Raw genomic sequence first — 24373 nt, 5'->3', positions numbered from 1 at the left:
CCTGGATTTGAAGTCGGCGGACACCCACTGCCCGATGGCGTCCCATCGAAGCGTGCCAACGAATCCAGCCGTTTGCGCCTGGCCCGGCCAAGCTTCGGCAACAAGTCTGCGGGCGTCAGATGGATGAGGTGGCGGCGAAAAAGGTGTCCAAGGCTGAGCCAGTTCGCCCGTACGCTTCGCGGAGATCTACGGCGTCAAATAGTGGGCGCCGAACACTGGAGGCAACACATCATGCTGATTGCTCAGCGTCCCTCGTTGACCGAAGAGGTCGTCGATGGGTTCCGGTCCCGGTTCGCCATCGAGCCGCTGGAACCGGGCTTCGGTTACACCCTCGGCAACTCCTTGCGCCGCACCCTCCTCTCCTCGATCCCCGGCGCTGCTGTCACTGGCATCCGCATCGACGGAGTCCTGCACGAGTTCACCACCGTGCCCGGCGTCAAAGAGGACGTCACCGACCTGATGCTCAACATCAAGCAGTTGGACCTCTCCTCGGAGCACGACGAGCCCGTCGTGATGTACCTGCGCAAGCAGGGACCGGGCCTGGTCACCGCCGCTGACATCGCACCCCCGGCGGGCGTCGAGGTACACAACCCCAACCTGGTGCTCGCCACGCTCAACGCCAAGGGCAAGCTGGAGATGGAGCTGACCGTCGAGCGCGGTCGCGGCTACGTCTCTGCCGTCCAGAACAAGCAGGTTGGCCAGGAGATCGGGCGCATTCCGGTCGACTCGATCTACTCGCCCGTTCTCAAGGTCACCTACAAGGTCGAGGCGACCCGCGTCGAGCAGCGCACCGACTTCGACAAGCTCATCGTCGACGTCGAGACCAAGCAGGCCATGCGTCCGCGTGACGCCATGGCGTCGGCCGGGAAGACCCTGGTCGAACTGTTCGGTCTGGCGCGCGAGCTCAACATCGACGCCGAAGGCATCGACATGGGCCCCTCGCCCGTGGACACGGCACTCGCCGCCGACTTGATCCTGCCGATCGAAGACCTCGAATTCACGGTCCGCTCCTACAACTGCCTCAAGCGCGAGGGTATCCACACCGTGGGCGAACTCGTCGGCCGCTCCGAGGCGGACCTGCTCGACATCCGCAACTTCGGTTCGAAGTCGATCGACGAGGTCAAGATGAAGCTCCACGGGATGGGCCTGGCCCTTAGGGACAGCCCGCCCGGCTTCGACCCTGTCGCTGCTGTCGACGCCTTCGCCGCTGACGACGGCGCGGACATCGGGTTCATCGAGACCGAGCAGTACTGAAGCCAGCGCTACTCCGGGTCTCACCACCTAATGCAGCCGATGCAGGCCAGCACTAAACGGACGGACGTCGGGGGTGGTTTCCATCGCGCGCTCGGTGATGCTCAGCTCGCTCAACGCCACGACACACAGCTTCTCGTCGCGCCAGCGTCGCCCGTCATGAGGCGGCGGACGCCAGATAGCGCTGAGCTCTGCAAGCCGCCCTCGAAGCGCGTCGCACTGCTCTTCCAGGTCCTGGGAGACGGGTGAGAGGAGGTAGACGTTGTCTCGGTAGAGGCGGAACTCGATGCGCTCCCACCTCTGGGAGACATTGAGCTCTTTCAGAGTGGCCACTGATCGGGTGACGGGCCAGCATCCAGCAACTCACGATGCTCGCGTGCCGTTGAGAGAGCTGTTCGACGTCTCAACTCATCAGCACAGGAGCTTCAATGGTTCCCTGTCCCGCCGCACTCGACCTGCCGCACGCCCTGGTCGAGTGGGTATCCATGCTCATCGTCACCCGTGAGGGTGACCGACTCTGCAAGCTCCCGCCCCACCAGCGTGCCCTCGTCGGCCTGGTCTGCCTACGTCGGCACGACACACTCACGCAGATCGCCGCCGGCTTCGGCATATCCGCCGGGCCCGCTGCAGCCCCAGCCTGATGACCGTCATCGCCGCAGCCGTCCTCACCCTGGAACGTCAACGCGATGAATCTCATTGCCGTTCCAGGGTGAGGACGGATCGGCAATAGCTGTCATCCGGTTGGGAACCGCCTCACGACCAGACAAGCCGACCTTCGGTGAACCGGCAGACCGGGTAGTTTCCACCGGCGATCCTCGTCAGCGTCTGCGCGACGGAGTTGAAGTACTGGGCCATCGATTCGTACTCGCCCGCGACCGTGACCCCACCCACGAACCAACTGCCGACACGCCCGTCCCGCACATCGATGAACTTTCCCATCCAGCCGTCCTGGTCCGACAGGAAAGGGATCCACTCGTTACGCCAGAACGGATTGTCCGGCTGGTCCGGAGGGTCGAATCCATCGGGCACAGAACGGTTCGCGTAGAGCCCCTCCATCGCCCGGATGCCCAGAAAGAAGCTTCCCTCGTCGGGGAACCCGTCGAAGCCGCAGCATGATACTGCGTCGTCGACGTCTTCCTCCGGCAGATCCAGATTGTTCTGCAACAGCCAGGTCCGCAGGTCCCCATGCAGGGAGATCCCCATCCCTTCCTCGGCTGCCGCGAGCATCTGCTCCGTAGCGGGCCCTGGCAGTTCCGCGTAATCAGCCGGCGCGTGCTCCCGAAGAAGACTCATCACACGCGACCAACTCTCAGCCACACTCATCGCCCTCTGCCCTCTCTACAGGGATGTCTCCGTCCGGCTACGCCACTGTGGAGGTTGGGAAGTACCGGCCGGAGAACCTTGCAGGGATGGTACTTCGAGCATGCGTTCCCCTCCTCCCCACGATCACCCTCCACCCCGAAGCGCAGGGGCGGCCCCTCAGCGAGGTGACCGTCCGCGACTTGTCAGAGACAACCCACTGTGCCCGGCGGGCTCAGCCGAGGAGCTTCCAGGACTCAAGCGAAGGCCACGGCGTCACCCTGGAGAGGTGCGTCATGAAGTGCCGGGGTTGGTGATCGAACGTCTGGTGGTCACCCACGCCGGCGACGACAATGTGTACTTCTTGGGTGCCGAGCCGGTCCTCGATCGTGTCCAGCTCGACACCGCTCCGGGCGGTCAGCCGCCATTCTTGGTTGAGGGTGATGATCGCGTGGTAGCGGCCTCGGAAATCGCTGAAACCGTCGCGGCTGTGCGCCTGTGGCTCGGTTCAGGCGATGTTCGCTCGGGCGACGATTTCGCGTAGACGCTTGTCGTGGGCGTGCTTGTTCCACCAGAGCGGCCGCGGCTTCCAACCGCCCTCACCTAAGCCATTGGAATTCTCTAGCGCCGGACCTTGAACCTCAGGTGCAGCACCCTGTCACCCTGGATGACCACGTGTGGATCCTCCAGCAGATGCTGCACGTCAATGCCGCCGAAGTAGCGCCTGCCCGAACCGAACACCACCGGGACCACGTCCATCGCCACTTCGTCCACGAGACCGGCCGCGAGGATTTGAGCACCCGCCTCGCCGGCGTTCACGGCGACGATTCGTTGTCCGGCTAGATCCTGAGCCTTGTCGAGCGCGGCTGTCGCGCCGTCGACGAAATGGTAGGACGCCTCGGGGTGCCACCCCTCGGGCTTGGGTCGATGGGACACCACGACCACGTGATCGCCCGCAGGCGGCTTGCCCTCCCAGCCGTTCACCTGGTCGAACAGGGTGCGGCCCATCACGATAGTACCGATCGACTCCCACATCGATCGGACATACTCCGCCGACGCAGGCGAGACCTTGAAGCCGTTTGCCGTTCCAGAATGGTCGTACTGCTCGTCGGCGCCTACGGCGATCGGCACGTCCCCGCTGAAGTACCACTCGTGGAGGGGCCCGACCTCGCCCTTCCCGTCGGCGATGAAGCCGTCCACCGACACCACGCTGTGCATGATCACCGTGCCCACGGGTCCTCCTCGGAATCTTGTTGCGGTTACGGCCTGATCCTCTCGCGCCGAAGGGGCCCGGGCATGTAAGAAATCAATCGGCGGGCATCGGTCCGATCTCTTGCGGGCCTCCCCGGACGGTGGGGAACCGACGCTGCAGGGCCAGGTACGCCGTCGGAGTGTGGCCGGTGAAGTTCTTGAACTCCCTGCTGAAGTGAGCATGGTCGAAATAGCCGGCCGCTTGAGCGAGGGCAGACCAGTCGACCGGACGCTGGGCGTCCACGGACACGATCAGCCGCGCGAAGCGGTAGATCCGCGCGACATGCTTCGGGGTGACACCGACGTGAGCCTTGAAAAGATTGGCCAGGTGGTTGCCGCTTACTCCGGCGGCATCGGCCAGTGCACCGATCGGCAACGTGCCGTGCGAGCTTTCCAGACGCCCGCCTGTCTGCTGGACCAGATCGAGACCGCGCGCCGGGGTCTCGGCGAGCCGTGACCTCAACTCCTCCTCCAGCACCCGTAATGTCTCGCGGGCCGAAGCGAGGTCACCGGCCCGGTTTCGAATTCGATCCGCGGATTGCTGCCAGACCGCATCTATCGGCGCCCAGCGGTTGCGTAGCTCGGCCGCTGGCATGCCGACGAATGGCGACATCCCCCAGGGCTTGAAGTGCACCCCGACGAGCCGCACATGCGCGGGGTACTCGAAGAGGAAGCGCCTCGTCCATACGCCCATGAACCAGCCGTCCGTGAACACCGCCGGCGGCACGGAACGGTCGGAATCCCACAGACGAACGGGCCCTCCCAGGTGCAGAAACAAGTGCGCCGATGGCATCGGCGGGACGCTCATCAACCGGTGACGCGGCACCCCGGTCAGACAGTAGATGTCGTCGATGAAACGGTCGAGCGGCGGAGCGGGGACCCGACCGACGTATTCCATGGACCCAGTGTGGCCGCCCGACCGTTCAGTCCGCGAGGGCGGTGTCGCGAGCCCCGCCCTCGATCGCCCCCTTCCGGATCACGGACCGGACACTGTCCCACTGTTGGTAAGGCTGTTCGCGGCGGCAGGGAGCGAGTTGCTAAGTGCCCACCAGGGTCAGGAGACTGGCCCTGCCACCGACCACCGACAGGCCCCCCTCGGAGGGCCGTCGGCCTGGCAGGGGCTACGCTGCCCCGATGACCGAGGCCTTCTCCGACGCCTTCCTGCAGGCCGCCGAGTACCACGCGGCCTGGGGCGTACAACAGCTGGAAATGATCGACCAGACCTTCCCCGCTGGGCCGTGGACGGCCGATCTGGACCAGTGCAGCTATGAGTCCGGCGGCCGGAGCCTTCGAGTGGGGCTGCTGGGCAGTTATGACTTGGCCGAGAAGACCTGGCTATGGGGCTGGGCCAATCCTGGGCTGCACGGCAGTGAAGTGGTCGCCGCCAGCGCGCGAATCCCCGAGTTCGGCCGCCGCCACGGCATCGTGGAGTTGCAGCAGGAGGGGGTGGCGCTAAGCCGTTTCGCCGATCCGCGCCGCGCCGCAGAGGCGCTCGCCTTTCTCGGTATGGCAATGCTCGGCGCACCCGGCTACATCGGCCAGGAGGCCGGTCCGGAGACCCGGGTCTACTTCGTGCCACAAGACCCGCAACTCCAGCCCGCGCGACTGGATTCGGTCGCCATGCCGCGCCATCTACTCACTGGCGCACAGCTTTTCGCACGCTCGCCGCGGCTGGTGGTCACCGGCTGGTTCGCCCTGCACGGTGTCCCGGTGCAGGAGGCCGCCGACCAGATCACGGCGTCTCTGCCCAGCGGGGGCGCCGCAGTGGTCTCCTTCGACTCCGCAGGCCGTATCGCGGGCATCAACACCGGACCAGTTTCTGCCTAGTTCCTCGCACTACCCAAGGTGGCGGATGCGGTCTCCCTGGAGATACGGGCGGCTGCGGCTGCGGTTGTCACCCATCGGCCCCCGCCGCCCGCCATGCCTGCTCCAGCATGGTCCGCAATCCGTCAATCATGGTGTGGAGCGTCGCCTGGCCCTCCGCGTCGAGGGCCGGGAACTGCGTTGCCGACACCGTGAGCAGGCAGCCATCAAGGACCGTCGGCCACAACGGCGCTTGGGTTCGGGCGGGGGCCGGACAGCGCCTGGTCGTACAGCGAGTGATAGGTCTGCGCGTACCGTTGGAGGCATTTCTGGAAGAGGGTGCCCCTGTCGCCGAAGGTGCCGTAGAGCGAGCTCCGGCCCAGGCCCGCGCCCTCGGTCAGGCGATCGATCGAGGCCTCCGAATAGCCCAAGCGCCAGAAGACGTGCATCGCACGTCGTGGCGCCTCGTGCACGTCGAATTGCAGGCGGTCCGCCACGATTTGCCAACCTACACATCTTGAACCGATCGTTTCGTGATGTGTAGAGTCGCTGGCATGACAAGTTGGACTGATCGTTCCATGATAAGTGCGGCTGACGACACGACACGCTTGGATTCACTACAGCTGCCCGACGGGTTCACCGACATCTTCACCAGTCGGCTCGTGGAACTGAACGGGCTTCGGCTGCACGCAGTCATCGGCGGGGACGGCCCGCCGGTGCTGCTGGTCGGCGGGTGGCCACAGACCTGGTACGCCTGGCGGGAGGTGATGCCCGCGCTCGCCCGCGAGCACACGGTCGTCGCCGTCGACTCGCGCGGGGCCGGACTCTCAGACAAGCCCGACGACGGTTACGACGCCGGCACGCTGGCCGCTGATCTGGTCGCGCTGATGGCCGCGCTCGGGCACGACCGGTTCGACGTCGTCGGCCACGACATCGGTACGTGGACCGGATACGCCCTCGCCGCTGATCACCCCGAGCGGGTGGGTCGGCTCGCCGTCGTCGAAGCCGTGATCCCCGGTCTGGTGCCGTCCCCGCCGGCCTTCAGCCCGGCCGCGGTCAACCAGAAGCTCTGGCAGTTCGGCTTCAACCGGCTCACCGAGCTCAACGAGGAACTCGTCCGAGGACGGGAGCGGCTCTTCTTCGGCTGGCAGTTCGCCACCAAGGCCGCCAACCCGACCGCGATCCCCGCGTACGCCGTCGACGTCTATGTCGACGCGATCGCCGCGGATCCTCGCGCGCTGCGGGCGAGCTTCGCGTACTACCGGGCGCTGGACGAGACGATCGCGCAGAACGAGCAGCGCAGCAAGACCCAGTTGACGCTGCCGGTGCTCGCCGTCGGCGGGGCGCTGTGGAGTGGCGCGAGTGCCGCAGAGACGATGCGGCTGGCGGGCGGCGACGTCACCGGGGTGGTCCTCGACGACTGCGGCCATTATCCGGCTGAGGAGCAGCCGGAGCGGTTCACCGAAATCCTGAAGGCCTTCCTCCGTGGTGAACCGGCAGCAGGCTTGCCGCACGGTTGACATCTCCCGCATTCTTGGCCGGCAACTGGGTGTGAAGAGGTGAATAGCGCTCGCCGAGGCCTACGCCCAGCGCTCACCCGCTGAGCGGGATCCCATGGCCACACCCCACAAGGAGCGGGCCCTTGAAGCGCTCCCGGGTGAGCCGGGAGACGATAGGTGGAACCTGGCCAGGCGTGTGGGAACTACTAGAGACGTGTCGCAGTCCGGACCAGGTCGGCGACGGCTACGGACCGGCTGTGCGGTGGCCAGGCGATCACGGTGGTGACTTTCGGCGCGTCCAGTACGGGCACGGCGGCGAGGTCGCCGTGCAGTTGGGCCCGGCAGGACTCCGGTGAGACCGCGCAGGCACGGCCGAGCGCGACGAGCTGCAACAACTGCGCGTGGTCGCGGACTTGCGGGCCGGGGCCGGGCGGGTAGGTGCCGTCGCGGTCAGGCCAGCGCGGGAGGGGCAGGTCCGGCAGCCCGGTGATGTCGGCCATGTGCACGTGGGTCCGGACGGTGAGCGGATGCCCGGCCGGCAGGACCACAACCTGGCCCTCCGTGCTGAGTTCTTCGCTGTGGAACCCGGCCGTCGAGTCGAAGGGCCGGTGCAGCAGGGCCACGTCGGCCCGGCCCTCGCGCAGGTGTCGTTCCTGCTCGGCCGGGCCGCACAGGATGACTTCGACGGGGACCGCGCCGGGTTCGGCGGCGTACGCGTCGAGCAGTTTCGCCAGCAGTTCCCTGGACGCGCTGGCCTTCGTAACCAGGACCAGGCCGGGATGGCCGGTCCCGGAAAGGGCTGCCCGGCGAGTCCGCCGTTCGGCGGCGTCGACCGCGTCGAGCGCCGCCCGGCCCTCCACCAACAGCACCGAGCCCGCCTCGGTCAGCGCGACAGTGCGGCTGGTCCGATCCAGCAGCGCCGCCCCGAGCCGGCGTTCGAGCTGTTGGATCGCCCGTGACAAGGGCGGCTGCGCGATCCCGAGCCGCTGCGCGGCGCGCCCGAAGTGCAGCTCTTCAGCGACAGCGACGAAGTACCGCAGTTCCCGGGTCTCCATACCGCCACCGTACTCCGGATCAATACCCGCAGGGTATCGCCGGCCACCCGATCGGTGTTGGACCCCCGCCGGGGTGCGGCGGCAGCATTGCGGCTATGAGCGAACGAACGATTGCGCTGGTCACCGGCGCCAACAAGGGAATTGGTTACGAGATCGCCGCGGGTCTGGGAGCCCTCGGCTGGAGCGTCGGCGTCGGCGCCCGCGACGAACAGCGCCGCAAGGCAGCGGTCGAGGCCCTGTGCACGGCCGGTGTCGACGCCTTCGGCGTACCGCTGGACGTGACCGACGACGCGAGCGTGACTGCCGCCGCACAGCTGCTCGAGGAGCGGGCCGGGCGCCTGGACGTACTCGTCAACAACGCCGCCATCACCGGCGGCATGCCCCAAGAGCCCACCCAGGTCGGCCCCGCCACCATCCGCACGGTCGTGGAGACCAACGTGATTGGCGTCATCCGCGTCACCAACGCGATGATGCCGCTGCTGCGCCGCTCTGCCTCACCGCGGATCGTGAACATGTCCAGCAGTGTCGGCTCCCTCACCCGGCAGTCAGGAACCAACGCTGAGCAGACGGCGGGTCCGGTGGCCGTGGCGTACGCGCCGTCGAAGACGTTCCTGAACGCTGTCACCCTTCAGTACGCCAGGGAGTTGAGCGGCACGAACATCCTGATCAACGCCGGCTGCCCCGGCTACGTCGCGACCGACCTCAACGGTTTTCGCGGCGTGCGCACTCCGGAACAGGGTGCTGCGATCGCCGTCAAACTCGCGACCCTGCCCGACGACGGCCCGACCGGCAAGTTCTTCGACGACGCCGGTGTAGTGCCCTGGTGACGGGCACGGCGGTCAGCAGCCGCCGGGCGAGGCGGCTCCGCCCGCGCGGCTCGAAGGGGTGCGAGCAGCGTGGCCGTTTGGTTCTGACGAGCGTGACCTGCGGGGCCCAAAGGGCAAGGTCACCACACCCTCCTCGTACCAACTACCGCGTGCCGTCATACGGGCCCGTCCAGGCTCCCGATCGGGGAAGGCGGGGGCGGGTTCCCGCGTGGCATCCGGTCGGGGTGGTCGTCGAAGGCGATGGGCCGGTCGCCCGCCGGCACTTCGGCATCCGCGGCGCCGCGGAGTCCCCCGCATGCACGGTACGGATACCGCCTCGGCGTGCGCCGCCAGCAGGAAAACAGCGGCGCCATCGCTTCCAACGAATCCTTCGGAAAAGCGCACATGTTCCGGCGAACCTGTGCGAGGCGGTGCCGAAGTGCAACGGGTTTGGCCGTGCGGAGGCGTCAGACGTCTTCCGGCCATCCGCCGAGGGCCTGTGTGAGCTGACCTTGGAGCTGGGGGTTGTCTGCGGATGCGCTGAGGCGATAGGCAACGGGCCCGATGCGCCATCCCGAATCGTGGTCGAACGGGGGGCGCACGTCTGCAGCGTTGTGGGCCACCTTGGCGACCAGTTCGGCAAGGGTGAACAGGAGGCTCTGTTCCTCGGTCAGCGGGGCGGTCTTGTCCAGGCTTCGGTGTCGGAGCTGGTCGAAGACTTCGCGGGCGTGGGCCCACTGTTCTTCCGTGTCGGTCAGCAGCAGAGCCTCGTCAATCTCCGGGAAGCCCCCACGGCTCTGGCTCGCGGCGCGAAGGACGCGACCGGCCCAGAGGACGGGGGCGGGCTGGCTCTCGAACCGGGAACGTCCCCAGTCATACAGTCGCTGGTCACTCGGCCGATCGGCCATGATCGCTCCGCTTCAGTGGGGACGTGCCGGTCTGGGATTCCATCGGAGGGTAGAGGTCCGCCGACTGCTAGTCACTGGGGTTTGGTGCTCGTCGGGATGCGTCCTGCGTCGACGTGGTCGGCGAGGTAGATCATGACGCCTTCGGGGTCCATGCCGAAGGTCGCGGCGACGAGCTTGGGATCGAGGGTGTTGACCAGGTCGGCCAGGCGGGTGCACCGCAGCGTCCGGGGCGGAACCCCGCAGGGGTCCAGGATGTGACTGATATAGGCGGTCGAGGCTGCGGACCGGCCGGATTTGGTGATCTTGGTGACGATCACGTGCGGGTTGTCGGTGGCCTGGCTCTCCCGGTGGACCAGGCAGCGTTGCAATACCGACCAGCTGGCCGGGTCCATCGGCACCGGATGCGGGCGCTTGACGAGGTGGATGGTGCGGTTGATCGGATGGATGTCGTCGACGCGCAGGTGTCGCACTTCGCTGCTCGAAGCCGCATGCAGGAGGGCCAGCATTCCGAGCACAGCCTCGTGGGGGTGAGCATCGGTGGTGGTCCAGCGGCGGAACAGCTGACGCTGCTGGTCGACGGCGACGGTGGAGCCACGAAACCCGGACGGCCCTTTCGCCTTCAGGCCTCGGGTGGGGTCGACGAGGACGACTTTGCCGGAGCGCGCGAAGCGGAAGAACTGACGCAGCACCGTCAGCCGGCGCTGGCGGGCCTTGGGCTGGGTGGCGAGAAACACTTCGACGTCGTGGACATCGGCCAGGGCCCAGTCCTGTTTGCCGCGCTGGTCGACCAGGAAGCGGGCGAGGTCGCGGACGATGGCCAGGGTCGCCTCGATGGTGATGTCGGCGCGCGATAGGGTCCCGGCTCGCAGGGCACGCTCACGTGCTCGCAGCAGTGAGTCCGAGAACGCGTGAACCTGGGGACGCAGCGGGAGCGGTGCGTCGTCGATGCGTCGTTGGCGGCGGCCGGCTGCGAGCTGATGGGCGTGGTTGGTCGGCAGGGCGAGGGCGCGCTGGGTGAGGAAGTCCTCCAGCGCGCGGGCGAGGGAGCCCATCGAGCGGCCGGGGCGACGAGCACGCTCCAGGAGGGCCTGCGGATGATTGGGGTGTTCGTCCTCAAGGAGCCGACCGAGAGTGCTGATCATGGTGCAGGCTCGGCTGGCGCAGTGCCGAGCGGCGAGGTGGCCTGCGAAGTCGCCCAGCCACAGCGGCGGATCGGTGAGTCGTTCTTGCAGGTTGGTGGCGGTCACGAAGGGACGGTCGGGGTGTTTCTGCCAGCAGGCCGAGCAGAGTCCCAGCCCGGCATGGCGTCGCACCTGGCCGCACCCGGCGCATTCGCGCGGCGGCTGCTTGGGTTGGCGAACGCGTGAGCAGTGGCCGCACCAGCCGGTGGCGGGCTGCAGGAAGCCGGGCCGTTGGCAGCGCGGGCAGATCCGTTTGGTGGCGACTCGCTCGGCTTCCCGGCGGCAGGCCCCGCAACTGGTGGCGGCTCGGGAGCGGACTGGCCTGCCGCAGGTGGTGCAGGTCCGTGAGCAGTTGATGCACCGTCCGGTGTCGTCCTGCAGCACCCGTGGCTTTCCGCAGGTGGGGCAGGGTGTTCGGGCGGCTTCGTCCTTGATCTGGGCGGTGCAGCGGCAGCAGTGTTGCCAGCCGATGATCCCGACCGGTGCCCCGCAGTCCACACAGTCCCGCTGTCGCATGCCCATCGTCGCCCCGCCCCCGTTCGCGTCAGATCGGAGGCATGGACCGACCCGAGGCCGAGGCGGCCCGGGGCAGCTCTGCTGCGGGTTGCGTGGGGGTGACGGGGCGTTGGACCGGAGTGGTGTCGACTTCGATCAGGTCGTTGGGGCTGCATTCGAGCGCGGTGCACAGCGCGGCCAGGGTCGACATCTTCACCTGCGAGGGCTCCTTGGTGAACAGCGCCGACACCGACGCGGACGACAGCTCCAGGCCGGCCCGCTCGGCCAGGAGCCGCCGCAACTGGGCGCCGGTCCAGACTTCGCGCTGGGCGGCGGCGATCCGCAGCTTCCACTTGATGTTCACGACGTGGAGTCCTCTCCGGTGAGCTCGCTGAGGGTGCTGGTCACCGCGCGGCGATAGGCGTCCTCGATGAACGTGGCCGAGGGCCGGACGTATCTCATGGTTGAACTGACAGTCCAGTGACCGAGCAGCTGCTGGATGGCCACCAGGTCCACCCCGCGCTCGTAGTTGTGGGTCGCGCACGCCCGGCGCAGGGCATGCGGGCTGAAGCGGTCGGCGGCCGGGCGGCCTTCGAGTTCCATCAGATAGCGCAGCCGGTTGCGGACGGTGCCCTGGTGGAGGTGTCCGCCGGACTCGTCGGCGAACAGCGCGGGCGAGTCGGGGAACTTGCCGCGTACGTCGTCAAGGAACCAGTGCAGGACCAGGTCCAACTGGTCGAGCATGGGCACCCAGCGCGGACGTGGTCCGGACGTGTGGGCGCCCTTGCCGAAGCGCACGTGAAGTTTCCCGAACGGGCCGCGGTCGAAATGGACGTCGGGGCGGTCCAGGCGCGCTGCCTCGTCCGAGCGCAGGCCGGCGTGATAAAGCGTCCGGAACAGTGCGTAGTCGCGCGCGGCGGGTGCGTACTTGCGGGCGGTGGCGATCCGGGCCTTGAGGAAGGCGAAGAACTCCTCCACGCGCTCCGGGGTCGGTGGCGGCAGCAGGGCTGGGGAGTCGTCGCCGACATGCCGCGAGGCGTTGAACTCATCGACTGGGCAGACCAGCCGGATCCCGAACGCGGCCTCGATCTCGACGGCCTTGCGGGCCTGCAGGAACCGGTGGAACCCCTTGAAGATCTGGACATAGCCACGCCGGGTTGACGGAGCCCGGCCATCCACCGCCAGGCCGCCGACGACGCGGTCGATGTCCTCAGGAGTGACATCCCAGGCGGGCCGGCCCAGGGCCTGGAGCGTCCGCTCCAGCAGGCCGGTGTCGTTCTCGATGGTCACCGGGCTGAACCCGCGGGCTCGCCAGGAGGCCACGAACGCCTCCACGCATAATGCCTGGAACTCCCACGGGTCCAGGGCAGCGGGCAGATCGGGAACCGCTCGGCCCTCGATCACCCGCAGACGCGACTCCACCATCGGGCACACCTTCCTCGCACCTGATGAATGGAGGTAGTGCCTTCAAAACCGTGCTGTCAGCGAGACAATCAAAGAGACACCCAGAACCCGCCTATGGCCAGGTGGCAGGGCGGACTCCCCGCAGGGAACAAGTGCCAGCCCCAGTTGCGTGGCCCCCGCACCTTCACCGACCTCCGGCTCTGCGCGACCATCGTCGACCGGCTCAACCGCGGCGGCAACATCGTCGAGGCTGGCAGCAGGTCCTACAGCCTCGCCCACACCCAGGCCTGGATAGACGAACCCCCGAAGAATGAGTACTCAGTTACGCGACCAGTCCCCGGAGTCCTCCAGGGCCCGACGCAGGTAGTCGTCCAGTCCGTTTGCTGCCCATGAACGCCCGTCCGTCTCGTGATCCCAGACGAACACGTCGTCACGCAGCGGGACCCTGACGAAGGCGAACTGATCCCCACCACCGTTGTCACCGAAGAACATCAGCGGCTCAAAGGGCATATAGAGCTTGGCGAAGTCCGCCGAGGCGCGGAAGGACGCGTTCTCTTCGGCTATCCGCTCGGCACTCCACAGCACGTCGGTGTCGTAGTGCCCTCGCACTCCATTGCACTCACGGAGCAGGGACGCGAGATCCTCGGGAAGCGACTGCCCCAGCACACGTGCGACCTCGGTCAGCGCCTCGCTGGTCGCTGGCTCAGCAAGCTCTGCATCTGCCATCAGTTCCAGGATCCGTTCACGCCACATCCGGCGAGCATGCCAGGGCCTTAAAGATCACGACAACCCGACTATGCCCCGGAGCGACATCGAAACTCATCCACCTCCACCGCGACAAGACCAGCAAGTGACATCTGGGCTCGGGCTCTGGTCCAATTCCTGTGGTCGCGTGCGCAGAGTGGTCGCCGTTCCTGAGAGCCGGGCTCGTGCGCCGTATACGTCTGGTCGTTTGCTGCGAAGTCGCCGGAAAGCGATTGACGCTGCGGTGTCGTTCGTGAACCATTTCGGCTCGTGACCACGGACACCGATCATGACCAGTCTGCCCACGGGCAAGGCGCTTCGACCGGCCGCCCGCTGGCCCTGATTACAGGGGTTGGCCGCACCGTCGGTATCGGCGCGGGCATCGCCCGTCGGCTCGCCGCATCGGGCTGGGACATCGCCTTCACCTACTGGACCCCGTACGACGACCGTATGAGTTGGGGCAGTGAGCCCGGCGCGACCGAGGTGATCAGCCGATCCCTGGCTGAACATGGTGCGTCCGTCACCACGATCGAGGCGGATCTCGCCGACCCGGAGGCTCCGGCACGCGTCTTCGACAAGACCGAACAGCAGATGGGCAGTGTCACCGCGCTGGTGATGAGCCACTGCGAGTCTGTCGACTCCGGGCTGCTTGACACCACCGTCGAGAGTTTCGACCGGCACTTCGCCGTCAATGCACGCGCCACCTGGCTGCTCATCCGCGAGTTCGGACGCCGCTTCGCCGCAGAACCGGGCACCGGCCGGATCATCAGCCTCACCAGTGATCACACCGTCGGCAACCTGCCCTACGGGGCAAGCAAGGGAGCCCTGGACCGGATCACCCTTGCCGCCGCCCACGAACTCGCCCACCTCGGTGTGACCGCCAACGCGATCAATCCCGGGCCGGTCGACACGGGCTGGATGCCCGAGGAGGTACGGGAGCACTGCGTCCGCAGCACCCCGCGCGGCCGGCTGGGCACTCCGCAGGACACCGCGCACCTCGTGGACTTCCTGTGCTCCAGGGAGGGCGAGTGGATCAACGGTCAGCTACTGATGAGCAATGGGGGCCTCGCTTAGCCGCCCGCAGTCCGATTCTCAAGCGCCACGCGCTCGGTCACGTAACGGGGCACCACGCGGGTCCCTGGTGGCATCTCCCCGAACAGCCCGACCAAGAAGCTTCGGGAGGACCCCGTGCAACCCGTTCCGTCCGCCGGTCTCAGCCTGAACCAAAGGTCGAGGGAACACTCGATGAGCCCATCAGGCTTCGCCCGTACGACTTGCCTACGGCCACACCGTCGCGGACGTGATTGCCGAGGCAGCGCTGCGCGACGGGTGGCGCGGCTTGCACATGGAAAAGGGCGACACCAGCGTGCTGGCCGCATACGTTGCCAGCCGTGGAGACGTTGCCCCGGCCCACCATCGTTGATCCGTGATCTGCACGTACGGCGGTGCGGACGGCCCTCGGACCATGGACCACCGGTCGGCGCTGCGGGTGCGCATCACCTTCCGACGCGAATCCCACGGCACGGGTGTGGTTACCTGCCTTTGCCGCGCGGCGCTCTCGTGTGTCAGGCGGCGCGCTTCACGTGGCGGACCAGCCACATCAGCAGGGTGTCCAGGTCGGCGGCAGCCGCCAGGACCCGGTCGACCGCCTCAGGGGTGTGCAGCCACTCCTCGCCGCCCAGGAGGCGGGCGGCAACCAGCGAACGGTGACGCAGCAGGTCCGTACGGGAGTGGTCGGTCGGGTAGCCGCGCGGAGGACGTCTCAGCATGTCCCCGGAGACGTCGTAGCCCTTGTTCCGCACGTCCTCGACGATGGCGGACAGTTCGCGGCCGCTCCCCTCGGAAGCCACGGCTTTGCGGAACGCGTCCACCTGGCCGGGGTCGGGGTACCACCAGGCGCCCTGGATCCACAGGCCGTCCAGGGAGAACCGGAGATTGATCTCGATCTTGCGGCCGAGCCGGATCACCGCGCTCTGGTTCTGCCACCACCAGGAGTTGGTGCGGTAGTGCCAGACGGAGAAGTCCTCGTACCGGGAATCAGTGTCCGCGACATCGTTGAGCAGGGCGATCATCGGCTGTCGCACCAGCCGTTCGCGGTCCGCACGGTAGCGCTCGCGGATTGCCTGACTCGGTTCGCCCTGGAGCTGCCACAGGACCTCCATGGCCTGCTGTGACCATCCGGTGAACTGTCCGCACATGCGCGGAGGATAGCTCACTGGCCCTCCCCCTTGGCGGGCGTCGGCGATCAACTCGTTTTGGCGCATACCAGCGCGGCCACGGTGACAAAAGGTTTGCCTCAGAGCGCGTTGCTCAGTCGTCTCAGATCATCTGGTCCGCACACTGGCGATGAAGCGAGCGAGCGTCTTGGGCCACAGCCTGCAGCCAAGACGACATGACTATCACTGCATCGATTTCAGAATACGGTCGAGCGTCCGGCGTCCCATTCTGCTCATCGTCGGATTGCTCTCGACGTAGTACCAGACAACGCCCATCGCCTGTTGGAACGCCCAGGCCTTGCCACGTTCCCACTCCAGATCGTCACAGCCCAACGTCCGCCGGAGCACGTCCCGCGGCCCTCGCTGCAGCAGATGCCAGGCACTGACCAGATCCAGCGCCGGGTCGGCCGGGCCGAAGCCGCCAGTGTCGAGTACGCCGCTGAGCCGGTCTTCCTCGACCAGCACATTGCCGGGAATCAAATCACCGTGGCTCATCACGTCGGCACCCGTGCGTGGCAACTCCCGAAAGTGGCTCCACAGCTGGCGCAGCCGAGGCACGTCGAGCAGCCCCTCACTCTCCTTGAAGCACTTCGCCATCCAATCATCGTGGTGTGTGAGCACACCGCCACGGCCCTCGCCGCGGAAAAGCCGCCCTCGCGTCTCGGCGTCGCGCAGGGGCGCGATGAAGGCCGCAAGGTCCCCGGCAAATGCGTACGACCCACTCGGGCCGGCATCAAAGGCGACCGTTCCCGGCACCCATGTCTGAACCGTCCACGGCATGGGATAGCCCGCTCCAGGCTTTCCCAAGGCGACGGGTTCCGGGACGGGAAACCGAGACACCTGCGCCAGCTCCGCACTCGCCTGGACTTCCTGTTCCACGACCGCCAGCACTTCCGCGGCATCAGCCGGGCGCAGCGGAAAACGCGCGGTGAGGTCGTTCCCGATGCGGAAGATGGCGTTGACCGTCCCGGTCGACGCCAGGAGTTGGATCGTCTTGCCGCTCCAGCTAGGGAATTGTTCTTCGATCAAGGTCGCAACGGTTTCGGCGGTCACGTCCAGTTGATCATCGTGCATGGTCACGCTCGCAGGTCCTTCCACTAGGGCTCGTCCGCCACATCTTGGGCCGAGGCGAGGGCCGGCGAGTGCTCTAATCGTGTTGACCACCCCCGGCAGGCAGTGCTGGAGTCTGCACGTGGACAGCATCCCCGCCAACCGGCGGCTCTGGAACCAGATCAGCAGCGCCTACCAGCACAGGCACGACCCGCAAATCGGCGCCACACCCCGGCTGTGGGGCATGTACTCCATCCCCGACACGCGCCTGCACGCCCTGGGCGACGTCACAGGCAAGCGCGTCCTCGAACTCGGCTGCGGCGCCGGCCAGTGGTCCAGGGCGCTCGCCGCCGAGGGCGCCACCGTGGTCGGACTCGACCTCTCCGAAGCCCAACTCGCCGCAGCGGCCAACGCGATGGGAGCGGCCCGCTACCCGCTGGTGCAAGGCGCCGCCGAACAACTCCCCTTCGCCGCCGACAGCTTCGACTTGGTGTTCTGCGATTTCGGTGGGCTCAGCTGGGCACCCCCGCACCTGGCCGTGCCGGAGGCCGCGCGCGTCCTGAGCTCCGGCGGGCGCCTGGTGTTCAACGTCGCCAGCCCATGGTTCGAAGCGTGCTACGACGAAGCCGCCAGCCGCGTAACCACCACGCTGCAGCAGGACTACTTCGGGCTGAACTCCATCGCCGAAGACGACGGCGCGACCAGCTATCAGCTCACCTACGGCGACTGGGTCAAGGTCCTGCGCGGCGCTGGTCTCATCATCGACGACCTCATCGAGCCGCGGCCCGAACTCGGAACACCCAACGGCTACAACGAAACCAGCCCACCCGACTGGGCACACCGCTGGCCGGCGGAACTCCTCTGGGTGACCCACAAACCGTAAGGTCCGCCGGGCCGAGAAGTGCAGCCATCCCCTCACCGAGCAGACCCGGGGTCTGTCCGATGGGTCGGGCGAGGTGTCATTTCCGTGGCCTAGTGGATGATGCCGAACGATGGAGGTCGCGTGTCGCGGTATACCGCTGGAGCTGAGGCGGGGATGAAGGGGATCACCTTCCGCGCCTGGCAGGGAAAGCACTACGTGACGCTCGCTGAGCTGCTGGTCCGGCTCGGCAGCTTCGGCCTGGGACTGCGTTGGCGTCTGGAGTGCGACGAGACGTGGGACCTCACCGCGGAACTGGAGAGGCGTTCCGTGGGCGACGGCATGGACACGTTGACACTGCTCTCGCTGGCAGCTCCGGGCATCCAGCTGATCGATGCTGAGGCTTGCGGGTTCGCTGAGGATGTGCTGGTTGTGGTCCTGACCGAAGTGGACAGTTCCAGCTGGGACGTCAGGGCTGTCGACCAGCGCGTACTCAGCGATCTTCGTCGCCACTATCCGGGTGCAACGGACCTCTGAGCAGGGCATTTCAACCCGGGCGGAGCCAAAGACGGATCGCGGCCACGGTGACCGTCCTGTGGAAGACGTACGCCCACTTTTCATAGTGTGTAGCGATGGCCCGGAAGTCCTCTAGGCGGTTGATGGTCCGCTCGACTTCATTGCGGCGGCGGTAGATCGTTGTCGAACCCTGTGGGAGCTCCTGGTATGCCTCACCGCGCGGACGGTTGGGCTTGGGACCGAGGTCGCTGATGAGCACTGGTTTGACCTGCAGGCCGCGAGCAGGTTCTTTGAGGTCCCCAGGTGACGAACCGCTTATCGGCCAGAAAGTAGTGACACCCGTCATCGGCGATCGCGGTGACACATATCGCGTTCTGCTTCGCCTTCTCGAGATGAGCTCTTGCCTCGCCGGCCCGCGGGCACCGCGTGATGGTGCCCCTTCCCCGGCCGAGCGAGCAAACTCGGCTGGGGAATCCAGCGTCTGAGATCTCCTCAGATCCGGTCACACCTCCGTAGCGTCCCAATCAACCCGCGAGGCGACGCTGCCCACGGCCGCCGAGGGCCATCCGGTTCCAGGTGTGGCGGCGGCCTCGAATAGCTACGGAGTAGGCGTAGAGGACCTCGGGGTCGCACATGCCGGGGATATAGGAGTCGCCGAAGTGGTGGGCGTCTACGCCCACTTCCTTGGCATTCAGGGCGAGTTGGGGCACCACGTTGGTGTGGGAGCCCTCCTGGCTGGTGCCGATGGCGCCCATGACGATCGCGCCGGCGTCCTGGACGGCGGCCACGGCCTGGGCGGCGAGTTCCTTGGTGACGCCGGGCAAGGTGCCTGGCAGCGGCATGACGACGCCGTCGGCGCCTGCGGAGACCAGGCGTGTCAGCTTGTCCACGGTGACGCGTTCGGGGTGTCCGGCGTGGTGCATCTTGCCGCTCCACAGGGCGACATCGTCGCCCAGGCCGGCGCGCAGTTCCTCCGTGACGCGGGCCATACCCTCGAAGGAGCCGCCGGTGCCGGGGTTGGCGGTGATGCAGAGCATCGCGGCGCCCATGTCGATCAGGCGCTTGGCGTGCTCGGGCTTGGCGCGGCGGATCTCCGGTACGTCGCCGGGCTCCAGGTTGACGGCGACGGGGCGTCCGATGCAGGCGGCCAGGTCGGTGAACGAGGTGAAGGTGCCCAGGCCGGGCAGTTCCAGCTTCTCGCCGTCCCAGGCGCGCTCGATCAGGTTCAGGACGACGATGTCGGCGCCGAAGGCCGCCACCAGCTCCATGTTGTGCACGCCGCTGCCGCCCGGGTTGGGGATCAGCGCGGCGCGCTCGGCGAAGACCTCGGCGACCATCGTGCGGCCTTCCGCGGCGGCGACGGCGGCTGTCAGCTCGCGCCCGCGCAGGGCGGCCAGTTGCTCACGGTCGAGGTCAAGAATGCGGGACATGGTGCACTCCGTCGGGTGGGTGGGATGCGGGTGGGTGGTGGCTCTGTGTGGTGAGAGAACGAGCGTGCCTCCGTCTTCCGGTCGGAAAGGCGGAGGCGCGTTATTCCTGTGGCCTCCCGGGTGCCTACGCCTTGGTGAGGTCCTCAACCTCGTCCTCGGGTTCGCGACCCGGGGTGGGGATGTTGAGCTTCACGATGAGGAAGCGGAAGAGGACGTAGTAGACCGCGGCAAAGCCCAGGCCGATGGGGATGATCAGCCATGGGTTGGTGGCCAGTTTCCAGTTGAGCAAGTAGTCGATCAGTCCTGCGGAGAATCCGAAGCCGTCGTGTACGCCCAAGCCCCAGGTGAGGGCCATGGATACGCCGGTGAGGAGTGCGTGGACCGCGTACAGGGCCGGAGCGATGAACAGGAAGGTGAACTCGATCGGCTCGGTGATGCCGGTGACGAACGAAGTGAGCGCCAGCGAGATCATCATGCCCATCACGGCCTTGCGGCGGTGCGGCTTGGCGCAGTGCGCGATGGCGATCGCGGCGGCCGGGAGGCCGAACATCATGATCGGGAAGAAGCCCGACATGAACTGGCCGGCGGTCGGGTCGCCGGCGAAGAAGCGCGGGATCTCACCATGGACGACCTTGCCGGCGCCGGTCGTGAACTCGCCGACCTGCTGCTGGAAGAAGGTGTTCAGGAACTGATGCATGCCGATCGGGATGAGACCGCGGTTGAATACGCCGTAGATACCAGAGCCGACAGCGCCGAGGCCCGTGAGCCAGTTGCTGAAGTGGCCGAGGCCGGTGCCGATCGGACCCCAGAGCAGACCGAAGACGACGCCGAGGCCGGTACCGATGAAGGCCATGAGGATCGGTACGAGGCGGCGCCCGTTGAAGAAGCCGAGCCAGTCCACCAGTTTGGTGCGGTGGAAGCGTTGCCAGACCATGGCGCTGATGAGACCGATCACGATGCCGCCGAGCACACCCGGGTTCTGCGGCAGGCCCGAGGGCAGGGCCTCGGTGACCGAGCCCTTTACCGGGAACGCGGTCAGTACGTTGTGGTAGACGAGGAAGCCGACCAGCGCCGCGAGCGCGGTGGATCCATCGGCCTTCTTCGCATATCCGATGGCGACACCCACACAGAAAAGCAACGGCAGGTTGTCGAAGATCGCCCCGCCTGCGGTGGCGAAGACCGTGGCGAACTTGCCCCAGCCCAGGCCGTCCTTGCCGAAGACGTCATCCTGTCCGAGACGGAGCAGGATGGCGGCGGCCGGCAGAACCGCAACGGGCAGCTGGAGACTGCGGCCGACTTTCTGCATGCCTTGCAGCACGCTGGGGCGTTTCTTCTTCTCCGGGGCGGCCGTGGATATGGCGCTGTCCGTGGACACAACTTCCTCCAGTGGGGCAAGGCGCCGCCCGGGAACTGAGGGGCGACGTCTCTGGGGACCGCGACATTCGGGCCGCATGGTCTACACCAATTCGTGGTTGAGCCCAGTTTAAGCACGGTGAAATCCAGATAAGTGCAGGAAGAGTTGATTGAGGTCCCAATGCCGGATAGTGCTGACGAAAGGCCCTGATTCATAGAGCAAAAAGGCCTGGGCCTTCGTCGATACGGAAATGGCCTCGCGGATATATCAGCGGATCCGCAGGCGATAGGGCCAGCGCACGTGCACGAACGCCCGGTCCCCGAAACAGCGTTGGGATCCCAGAGCGGAACCGTGGCCGTAGCCGCGGTCGCCCAGCGCTGCGCCCAGGTGGAGGTCGGAGGCTGCTCTGCGCTGATGGGACCGCTCCAAGGAGGGGATCAGCCGAGCCACCTCCGCCCCGAGCGCAAGGCCTTCGCCTTTGCTGCGGCCGCGCACTTCCAAGGTGCCGCATTTCATAGTTCCGACATTCTGCGGTGAAGAAGGCGTCGACCACCGGCGAGATACGCGTTGCTGCCACCGCGAGGCACTGCACCTCCCGGCCCGAACCATGCGTCAGGCTTCAAGGGGTAGACACTGTCTACGTTGCTTGGTAGACAGTGTCTATGACTGATGAACCATCCCTTCGAGAGCGCCTGATCGACGTCGGCGTCGATCTCGTGATGACCGAGGGATCCGCCTCGCTGGGGCTTCGCGAGATCGCCCGCCGAGCGGGCGTCTCCCACGGGGCGCCGCGTCGCTACTTCCCCACGCACCATGCCCTGTTGTCTGCGATCGCCCAGCGTGGCTTCGAGGATCTCGGCGGCAGGTTCGCAGCCGTGATCGCTGAAACGCGCGCTCCTCGGGCCCAGTTGGGGGCTGTTGGGCGGGCGTATGTCGCGTACGCGCTGGACTGCCGGGGGATGTTCGAGCTGATGTTCCGTCATGACCTGCTCGACAGCGAACAGCACGCGGCAGGCGAGCGAAGACTGCGGGAGTCGAGCCTCCTGCAGTTCGAGCGCATGGTCGACCTGGTCGCCCGTTGCCAGGCCACGCGAGATGCAGCACCGCAGCCCGGTACGCCACAGTTCTGCGCACCGCCTGAGATGGTGGCTGCTGCTCTGTGGTCGAACCTCCACGGCATCGCCCAGTTGTGGGCCTGGGGCAGCATCCCTCTCGCCCTCACCCCACCAGAGGGCAGCGCAGGCGGTGACGATCAGCTCGAGCAGCTCATCACCGCGGCACTGGATGCCCACCTGGGCCCGGTGAAAGCGTGAGCGCAACCGTCCGGCAGCCCCTGGCGCTGATGGTCAGTGCGGCCGGCGCGATGCTCGTCGCTCTGGACGGCACGATCCTGCTGATCGCGCAGCCCAGTTTGCAGCACGACCTCGGTGCGAGTCCGGCGCAGGTCCAGTGGACGAGCACCGGCTATCTCCTCGCGGTGACCTCGCTCCTCGTCGTCGCCGGGCGGCTCGGGGACCGCTATGGCCACGCACGGCTGCTGCTCATCGGCGTCCTCGGATTCGGAGCCTCCTCGGCCGGAATCGCGCTCGCCCCATCCGTTGGCTGGGTGATCGGCCTGCGCGTCACCCAGGGCGTGTCCGGCGCACTGCTCCAGCCGGCGACACTCGCCCTGCTGAGGCTCGCCTACGCTGCGGACCGGCTCGGGACGCCGGTCGCGATCCGTACCAGCAGCATCGGCGTGGCCGCAGGGGCAGGCCCGGTCCTCGGGGGCGTACTGGTCGCGCAGTGGGGCTGGCGCGCCGTGTTCTGGATCAACGTCCCGCTCTCCCTTTTGATCGTCGCCCTCACCCTCGCCTCCCGACTGCCCGTACCTGTCCGCAGTCGCTCCCAACCGCTCGAACTCCGCGGCGCGGCCTTGCTCACGGCAACGCTCGCGGTCCTGGTCCACACGCTGGCCTGCGTACCGGCGCGAGGATGGACCGCCCCGCCAACCGTGCTCGGACTCCTCGCCGTTGCATGCCTCGCCGGGTTGTTCACCTGGTACGAGCGCCGCACCACGCACCCGCTCGTGCCGCACGCGGTGGCACGCTCTCTCCCGGTGACGGCAGCGATGGCGATCCTGCTTATCACCACGGCCGGCTTGTTCGGCACCCTGTTCACGGCCACCTTCTACCTCCAGGACGTGCTCCGCCTCAACGCACTGTCCTGCGGCCTGCATGTGCTCCCGCTGACCGTGCTCATGGTCCTCGGCGCTCCGGTCGCCGCCACCGCACTGCGCCATTTCAGCCCGCGCCGCTGTGCCACCGCCGGTACGACCCTCGTCGTGATGGGCATCGCAGCGCTGTCCCGATCCGGCCCGACGAGTACGTGGGTGGTCATGGGCTCCGCCTTCGCCGTACTCGGCGCGGGTTTCGCCACCATCATGGTCACCGCCACCGGAACCGTCGTCGGTGACGCACCACCCGGGTACGCCGGGGTCGTCGGCGGGCTCAAGCAGACCGCCATGAACATCGGTCCCACCCTCGGTATCGCCATCGCCGCCGCAACCGGGGCATCCGCCATCGGCAACCGGGCAGCGCCAGCTCCCGTCATGGGCCCAACTCTGCTGGTCCTGGCCGCGGTCACCGCCCTCGGGCTGCTGCCGGCAATCCTGCTGCCATCACACCCACCGCAGCGGGCAGGTACAGACACGACCGAGACGATCGGCGCCCCCGGACAACACGAAGGATGCGCAACGTGAACACCGATGCCACCACCGGCGGATTCACCGTCCCCATCGACGACCGCTACTTCGAGGACTACTCGGCGGGAGCGATCCACACCTACGGCAGCCTGCTCATCACCGAGGAGGAAATCATCGACTTCGCCTCCCGGTTCGACCCACAGTCCTTCCACGTCGACCGGGCCGCGGCGAAGGAAGGGCCCTTCGGCGGAATCGTCGCCAGCGGCTGGCACACCACGGCCCTGATGATGCAACTGTTCGCCGAGCACTATCTGTCCTCCGTCGCAAGCCTCGGCAGCCCCGGGGTGGACGAACTGCGCTGGCTCAAGCCCGTGCGCCCCGGCGACCGCCTGCACCTGCGCGTCCACACCCTGGAGACGAGACACTCACGATCCGACCCCGGACGCGGAATCGTCCGCACCCTGGCCGAACTCATCGACCACAACGGCGCACCCGTGCTTCGGGTCACGGTGATCAACCTGCTCAAGACTCGCCCCGGTTCGTGAGTTCCGGCCGGCACACCGGGCTGG

At 67.1% G+C, this 24373-nt stretch carries 26 protein-coding genes and 2 pseudogenes; 12 read left to right on the top strand and 16 right to left on the bottom strand.

Going from position 1 to position 24373, the window contains the following annotated elements:
• Window positions 1–231 precede the first annotated feature (231 nt).
• A complete protein-coding gene (locus tag AB0H78_RS26625) occupies window positions 232–1254 on the top strand; it encodes a DNA-directed RNA polymerase subunit alpha (RefSeq protein ID WP_363237116.1) in 1023 nt (340 codons plus the stop codon).
• Window positions 1255–1281: 27 nt separating this feature from the next.
• Here AB0H78_RS26625 and AB0H78_RS26620 read toward each other — a convergent pair whose 3' ends face one another.
• On the bottom strand, window positions 1282–1584 hold the full coding sequence (locus tag AB0H78_RS26620) for a hypothetical protein (RefSeq protein ID WP_363237115.1): 303 nt from the start codon (window positions 1582–1584) through the stop codon (window positions 1282–1284).
• A gap of 95 nt (window positions 1585–1679) precedes the next feature.
• Here AB0H78_RS26620 and AB0H78_RS26615 point away from each other — a divergent pair.
• Window positions 1680–1865 (top strand): annotated as a pseudogene (locus tag AB0H78_RS26615) (transposase family protein); the annotation flags it as partial.
• A gap of 139 nt (window positions 1866–2004) precedes the next feature.
• Here AB0H78_RS26615 and AB0H78_RS26610 read toward each other — a convergent pair.
• Window positions 2005–2544 carry an SMI1/KNR4 family protein gene (locus AB0H78_RS26610; protein WP_363237174.1) on the bottom strand — a complete coding sequence of 180 codons (540 nt, stop codon included), beginning with the start codon at window positions 2542–2544 and terminating at the stop codon, window positions 2005–2007.
• 295 nt (window positions 2545–2839) lie between these two features.
• Between AB0H78_RS26610 and AB0H78_RS26605 the strand changes: the two genes are divergently transcribed.
• Window positions 2840–3094 (top strand): hypothetical protein, encoded by a 255-nt coding sequence (locus AB0H78_RS26605; protein ID WP_363237114.1) that lies wholly within the window; start codon window positions 2840–2842, stop codon window positions 3092–3094.
• Between the two features lie 77 nt (window positions 3095–3171).
• Here the strand turns inward: AB0H78_RS26605 and AB0H78_RS26600 are convergent, their stop codons facing one another.
• Window positions 3172–3783, bottom strand: coding sequence for a dihydrofolate reductase family protein (locus tag AB0H78_RS26600; protein ID WP_363237113.1), 612 nt, complete (start codon window positions 3781–3783; stop codon window positions 3172–3174).
• A gap of 73 nt (window positions 3784–3856) precedes the next feature.
• On the bottom strand, window positions 3857–4699 hold the full coding sequence (locus tag AB0H78_RS26595; RefSeq protein WP_363237112.1) for a helix-turn-helix domain-containing protein: 843 nt from the start codon (window positions 4697–4699) through the stop codon (window positions 3857–3859).
• A 236-nt stretch (window positions 4700–4935) separates the two neighbouring features.
• Between AB0H78_RS26595 and AB0H78_RS26590 the strand changes: the two genes are divergently transcribed.
• Window positions 4936–5628: a DUF6882 domain-containing protein gene (locus AB0H78_RS26590; RefSeq protein WP_363237109.1), complete on the top strand. Its 693-nt coding sequence runs from the start codon at window positions 4936–4938 to the stop codon at window positions 5626–5628.
• A gap of 203 nt (window positions 5629–5831) precedes the next feature.
• Here the strand turns inward: AB0H78_RS26590 and AB0H78_RS26585 are convergent, their stop codons facing one another.
• On the bottom strand, window positions 5832–6101 hold the full coding sequence (locus AB0H78_RS26585; protein ID WP_363237108.1) for a TetR/AcrR family transcriptional regulator: 270 nt from the start codon (window positions 6099–6101) through the stop codon (window positions 5832–5834).
• A gap of 111 nt (window positions 6102–6212) precedes the next feature.
• Between AB0H78_RS26585 and AB0H78_RS26580 the strand changes: the two genes are divergently transcribed.
• The gene (locus AB0H78_RS26580; RefSeq protein ID WP_363237107.1) at window positions 6213–7124 is read left to right on the top strand and encodes an alpha/beta hydrolase; all 912 of its coding nucleotides are present in this window, start codon (window positions 6213–6215) and stop codon (window positions 7122–7124) included.
• A gap of 185 nt (window positions 7125–7309) precedes the next feature.
• Here AB0H78_RS26580 and AB0H78_RS26575 read toward each other — a convergent pair whose 3' ends face one another.
• Window positions 7310–8158 (bottom strand): LysR family transcriptional regulator, encoded by an 849-nt coding sequence (locus AB0H78_RS26575; protein ID WP_363237106.1) that lies wholly within the window; start codon window positions 8156–8158, stop codon window positions 7310–7312.
• Window positions 8159–8253: 95 nt separating this feature from the next.
• Between AB0H78_RS26575 and AB0H78_RS26570 the strand changes: the two genes are divergently transcribed.
• Complete coding sequence (locus AB0H78_RS26570; RefSeq protein WP_363237105.1) at window positions 8254–8985, top strand: SDR family oxidoreductase; 732 nt, start codon at window positions 8254–8256, stop codon at window positions 8983–8985.
• Between the two features lie 446 nt (window positions 8986–9431).
• Here AB0H78_RS26570 and AB0H78_RS26565 read toward each other — a convergent pair whose 3' ends face one another.
• The 5 genes from AB0H78_RS26565 to AB0H78_RS26545 form a co-directional block, all read right to left on the bottom strand.
• Window positions 9432–9872, bottom strand: coding sequence for a hypothetical protein (locus AB0H78_RS26565; protein WP_363237104.1), 441 nt, complete (start codon window positions 9870–9872; stop codon window positions 9432–9434).
• A gap of 71 nt (window positions 9873–9943) precedes the next feature.
• Entirely contained in the window at window positions 9944–11119 is a 1176-nt protein-coding gene (locus AB0H78_RS26560; RefSeq protein ID WP_363237103.1) for an integrase, read from the bottom strand.
• A gap of 478 nt (window positions 11120–11597) precedes the next feature.
• The gene (locus AB0H78_RS26555) at window positions 11598–11912 is read right to left on the bottom strand and encodes a helix-turn-helix transcriptional regulator (protein ID WP_363237102.1); all 315 of its coding nucleotides are present in this window, start codon (window positions 11910–11912) and stop codon (window positions 11598–11600) included.
• Window positions 11909–12973, bottom strand: a complete 1065-nt coding sequence (locus tag AB0H78_RS26550) for a tyrosine-type recombinase/integrase (RefSeq protein WP_363237101.1) — start codon at window positions 12971–12973, stop codon at window positions 11909–11911. The genes AB0H78_RS26555 and AB0H78_RS26550 overlap by 4 nt, the downstream gene beginning before the upstream one ends.
• Before the next feature lie 297 nt (window positions 12974–13270).
• Window positions 13271–13678 carry an SMI1/KNR4 family protein gene (locus AB0H78_RS26545; protein ID WP_363237100.1) on the bottom strand — a complete coding sequence of 136 codons (408 nt, stop codon included), beginning with the start codon at window positions 13676–13678 and terminating at the stop codon, window positions 13271–13273.
• A 288-nt stretch (window positions 13679–13966) separates the two neighbouring features.
• Here AB0H78_RS26545 and AB0H78_RS26540 point away from each other — a divergent pair, with 288 nt between their 5' ends.
• Window positions 13967–14770: an SDR family oxidoreductase gene (locus AB0H78_RS26540; protein ID WP_363237099.1), complete on the top strand. Its 804-nt coding sequence runs from the start codon at window positions 13967–13969 to the stop codon at window positions 14768–14770.
• Window positions 14771–15261: 491 nt separating this feature from the next.
• Here AB0H78_RS26540 and AB0H78_RS26535 read toward each other — a convergent pair whose 3' ends face one another.
• Both AB0H78_RS26535 and AB0H78_RS26530 read right to left on the bottom strand, forming a co-directional pair.
• Window positions 15262–15894, bottom strand: coding sequence for a DUF2461 family protein (locus tag AB0H78_RS26535; protein WP_363237098.1), 633 nt, complete (start codon window positions 15892–15894; stop codon window positions 15262–15264).
• A gap of 201 nt (window positions 15895–16095) precedes the next feature.
• Window positions 16096–16986 (bottom strand): aminoglycoside phosphotransferase family protein, encoded by an 891-nt coding sequence (locus tag AB0H78_RS26530; RefSeq protein ID WP_363237173.1) that lies wholly within the window; start codon window positions 16984–16986, stop codon window positions 16096–16098.
• Window positions 16987–17104: 118 nt separating this feature from the next.
• On the opposite strand from AB0H78_RS26530, the gene AB0H78_RS26525 reads away from it, so the two are divergent.
• Window positions 17105–17845, top strand: a complete 741-nt coding sequence (locus AB0H78_RS26525) for a class I SAM-dependent methyltransferase (RefSeq protein ID WP_363237097.1) — start codon at window positions 17105–17107, stop codon at window positions 17843–17845.
• A gap of 153 nt (window positions 17846–17998) precedes the next feature.
• Window positions 17999–18358 carry a hypothetical protein gene (locus AB0H78_RS26520; RefSeq protein ID WP_363237096.1) on the top strand — a complete coding sequence of 120 codons (360 nt, stop codon included), beginning with the start codon at window positions 17999–18001 and terminating at the stop codon, window positions 18356–18358.
• Between the two features lie 10 nt (window positions 18359–18368).
• Here the strand turns inward: AB0H78_RS26520 and AB0H78_RS26515 are convergent.
• The 3 genes and pseudogenes from AB0H78_RS26515 to AB0H78_RS26505 form a co-directional block, all read right to left on the bottom strand.
• Window positions 18369–18534, bottom strand: a pseudogene (locus AB0H78_RS26515) (IS5/IS1182 family transposase); the annotation flags it as partial.
• Window positions 18535–18861: 327 nt separating this feature from the next.
• Window positions 18862–19767: a hypothetical protein gene (locus AB0H78_RS26510; protein WP_363237095.1), complete on the bottom strand. Its 906-nt coding sequence runs from the start codon at window positions 19765–19767 to the stop codon at window positions 18862–18864.
• A 124-nt stretch (window positions 19768–19891) separates the two neighbouring features.
• Window positions 19892–21142, bottom strand: a complete 1251-nt coding sequence (locus AB0H78_RS26505; protein ID WP_363237094.1) for a PTS transporter subunit EIIC — start codon at window positions 21140–21142, stop codon at window positions 19892–19894.
• Window positions 21143–21783: 641 nt separating this feature from the next.
• On the opposite strand from AB0H78_RS26505, the gene AB0H78_RS26500 reads away from it, so the two are divergent.
• Genes AB0H78_RS26500 through AB0H78_RS26490 form a run of 3 tightly spaced genes read left to right on the top strand, consistent with a single transcriptional unit; the run spans window position 21784 to window position 24349 of the window.
• On the top strand, window positions 21784–22434 hold the full coding sequence (locus AB0H78_RS26500; RefSeq protein ID WP_363237093.1) for a TetR/AcrR family transcriptional regulator: 651 nt from the start codon (window positions 21784–21786) through the stop codon (window positions 22432–22434).
• A 50-nt stretch (window positions 22435–22484) separates the two neighbouring features.
• Complete coding sequence (locus tag AB0H78_RS26495) at window positions 22485–23861, top strand: MFS transporter (protein ID WP_363237172.1); 1377 nt, start codon at window positions 22485–22487, stop codon at window positions 23859–23861.
• Window positions 23858–24349: a MaoC family dehydratase gene (locus tag AB0H78_RS26490; RefSeq protein ID WP_363237092.1), complete on the top strand. Its 492-nt coding sequence runs from the start codon at window positions 23858–23860 to the stop codon at window positions 24347–24349. Before AB0H78_RS26495 ends, AB0H78_RS26490 begins: the two co-directional genes overlap by 4 nt.
• Window positions 24350–24373: the final 24 nt, after the last annotated feature.

This window comes from Streptomyces sp. NPDC050738 (assembly GCF_040654175.1).
Classification (GTDB): domain Bacteria; phylum Actinomycetota; class Actinomycetes; order Streptomycetales; family Streptomycetaceae; genus Streptomyces.
This window is presented reverse-complemented; position numbering and strand designations above follow the sequence as displayed.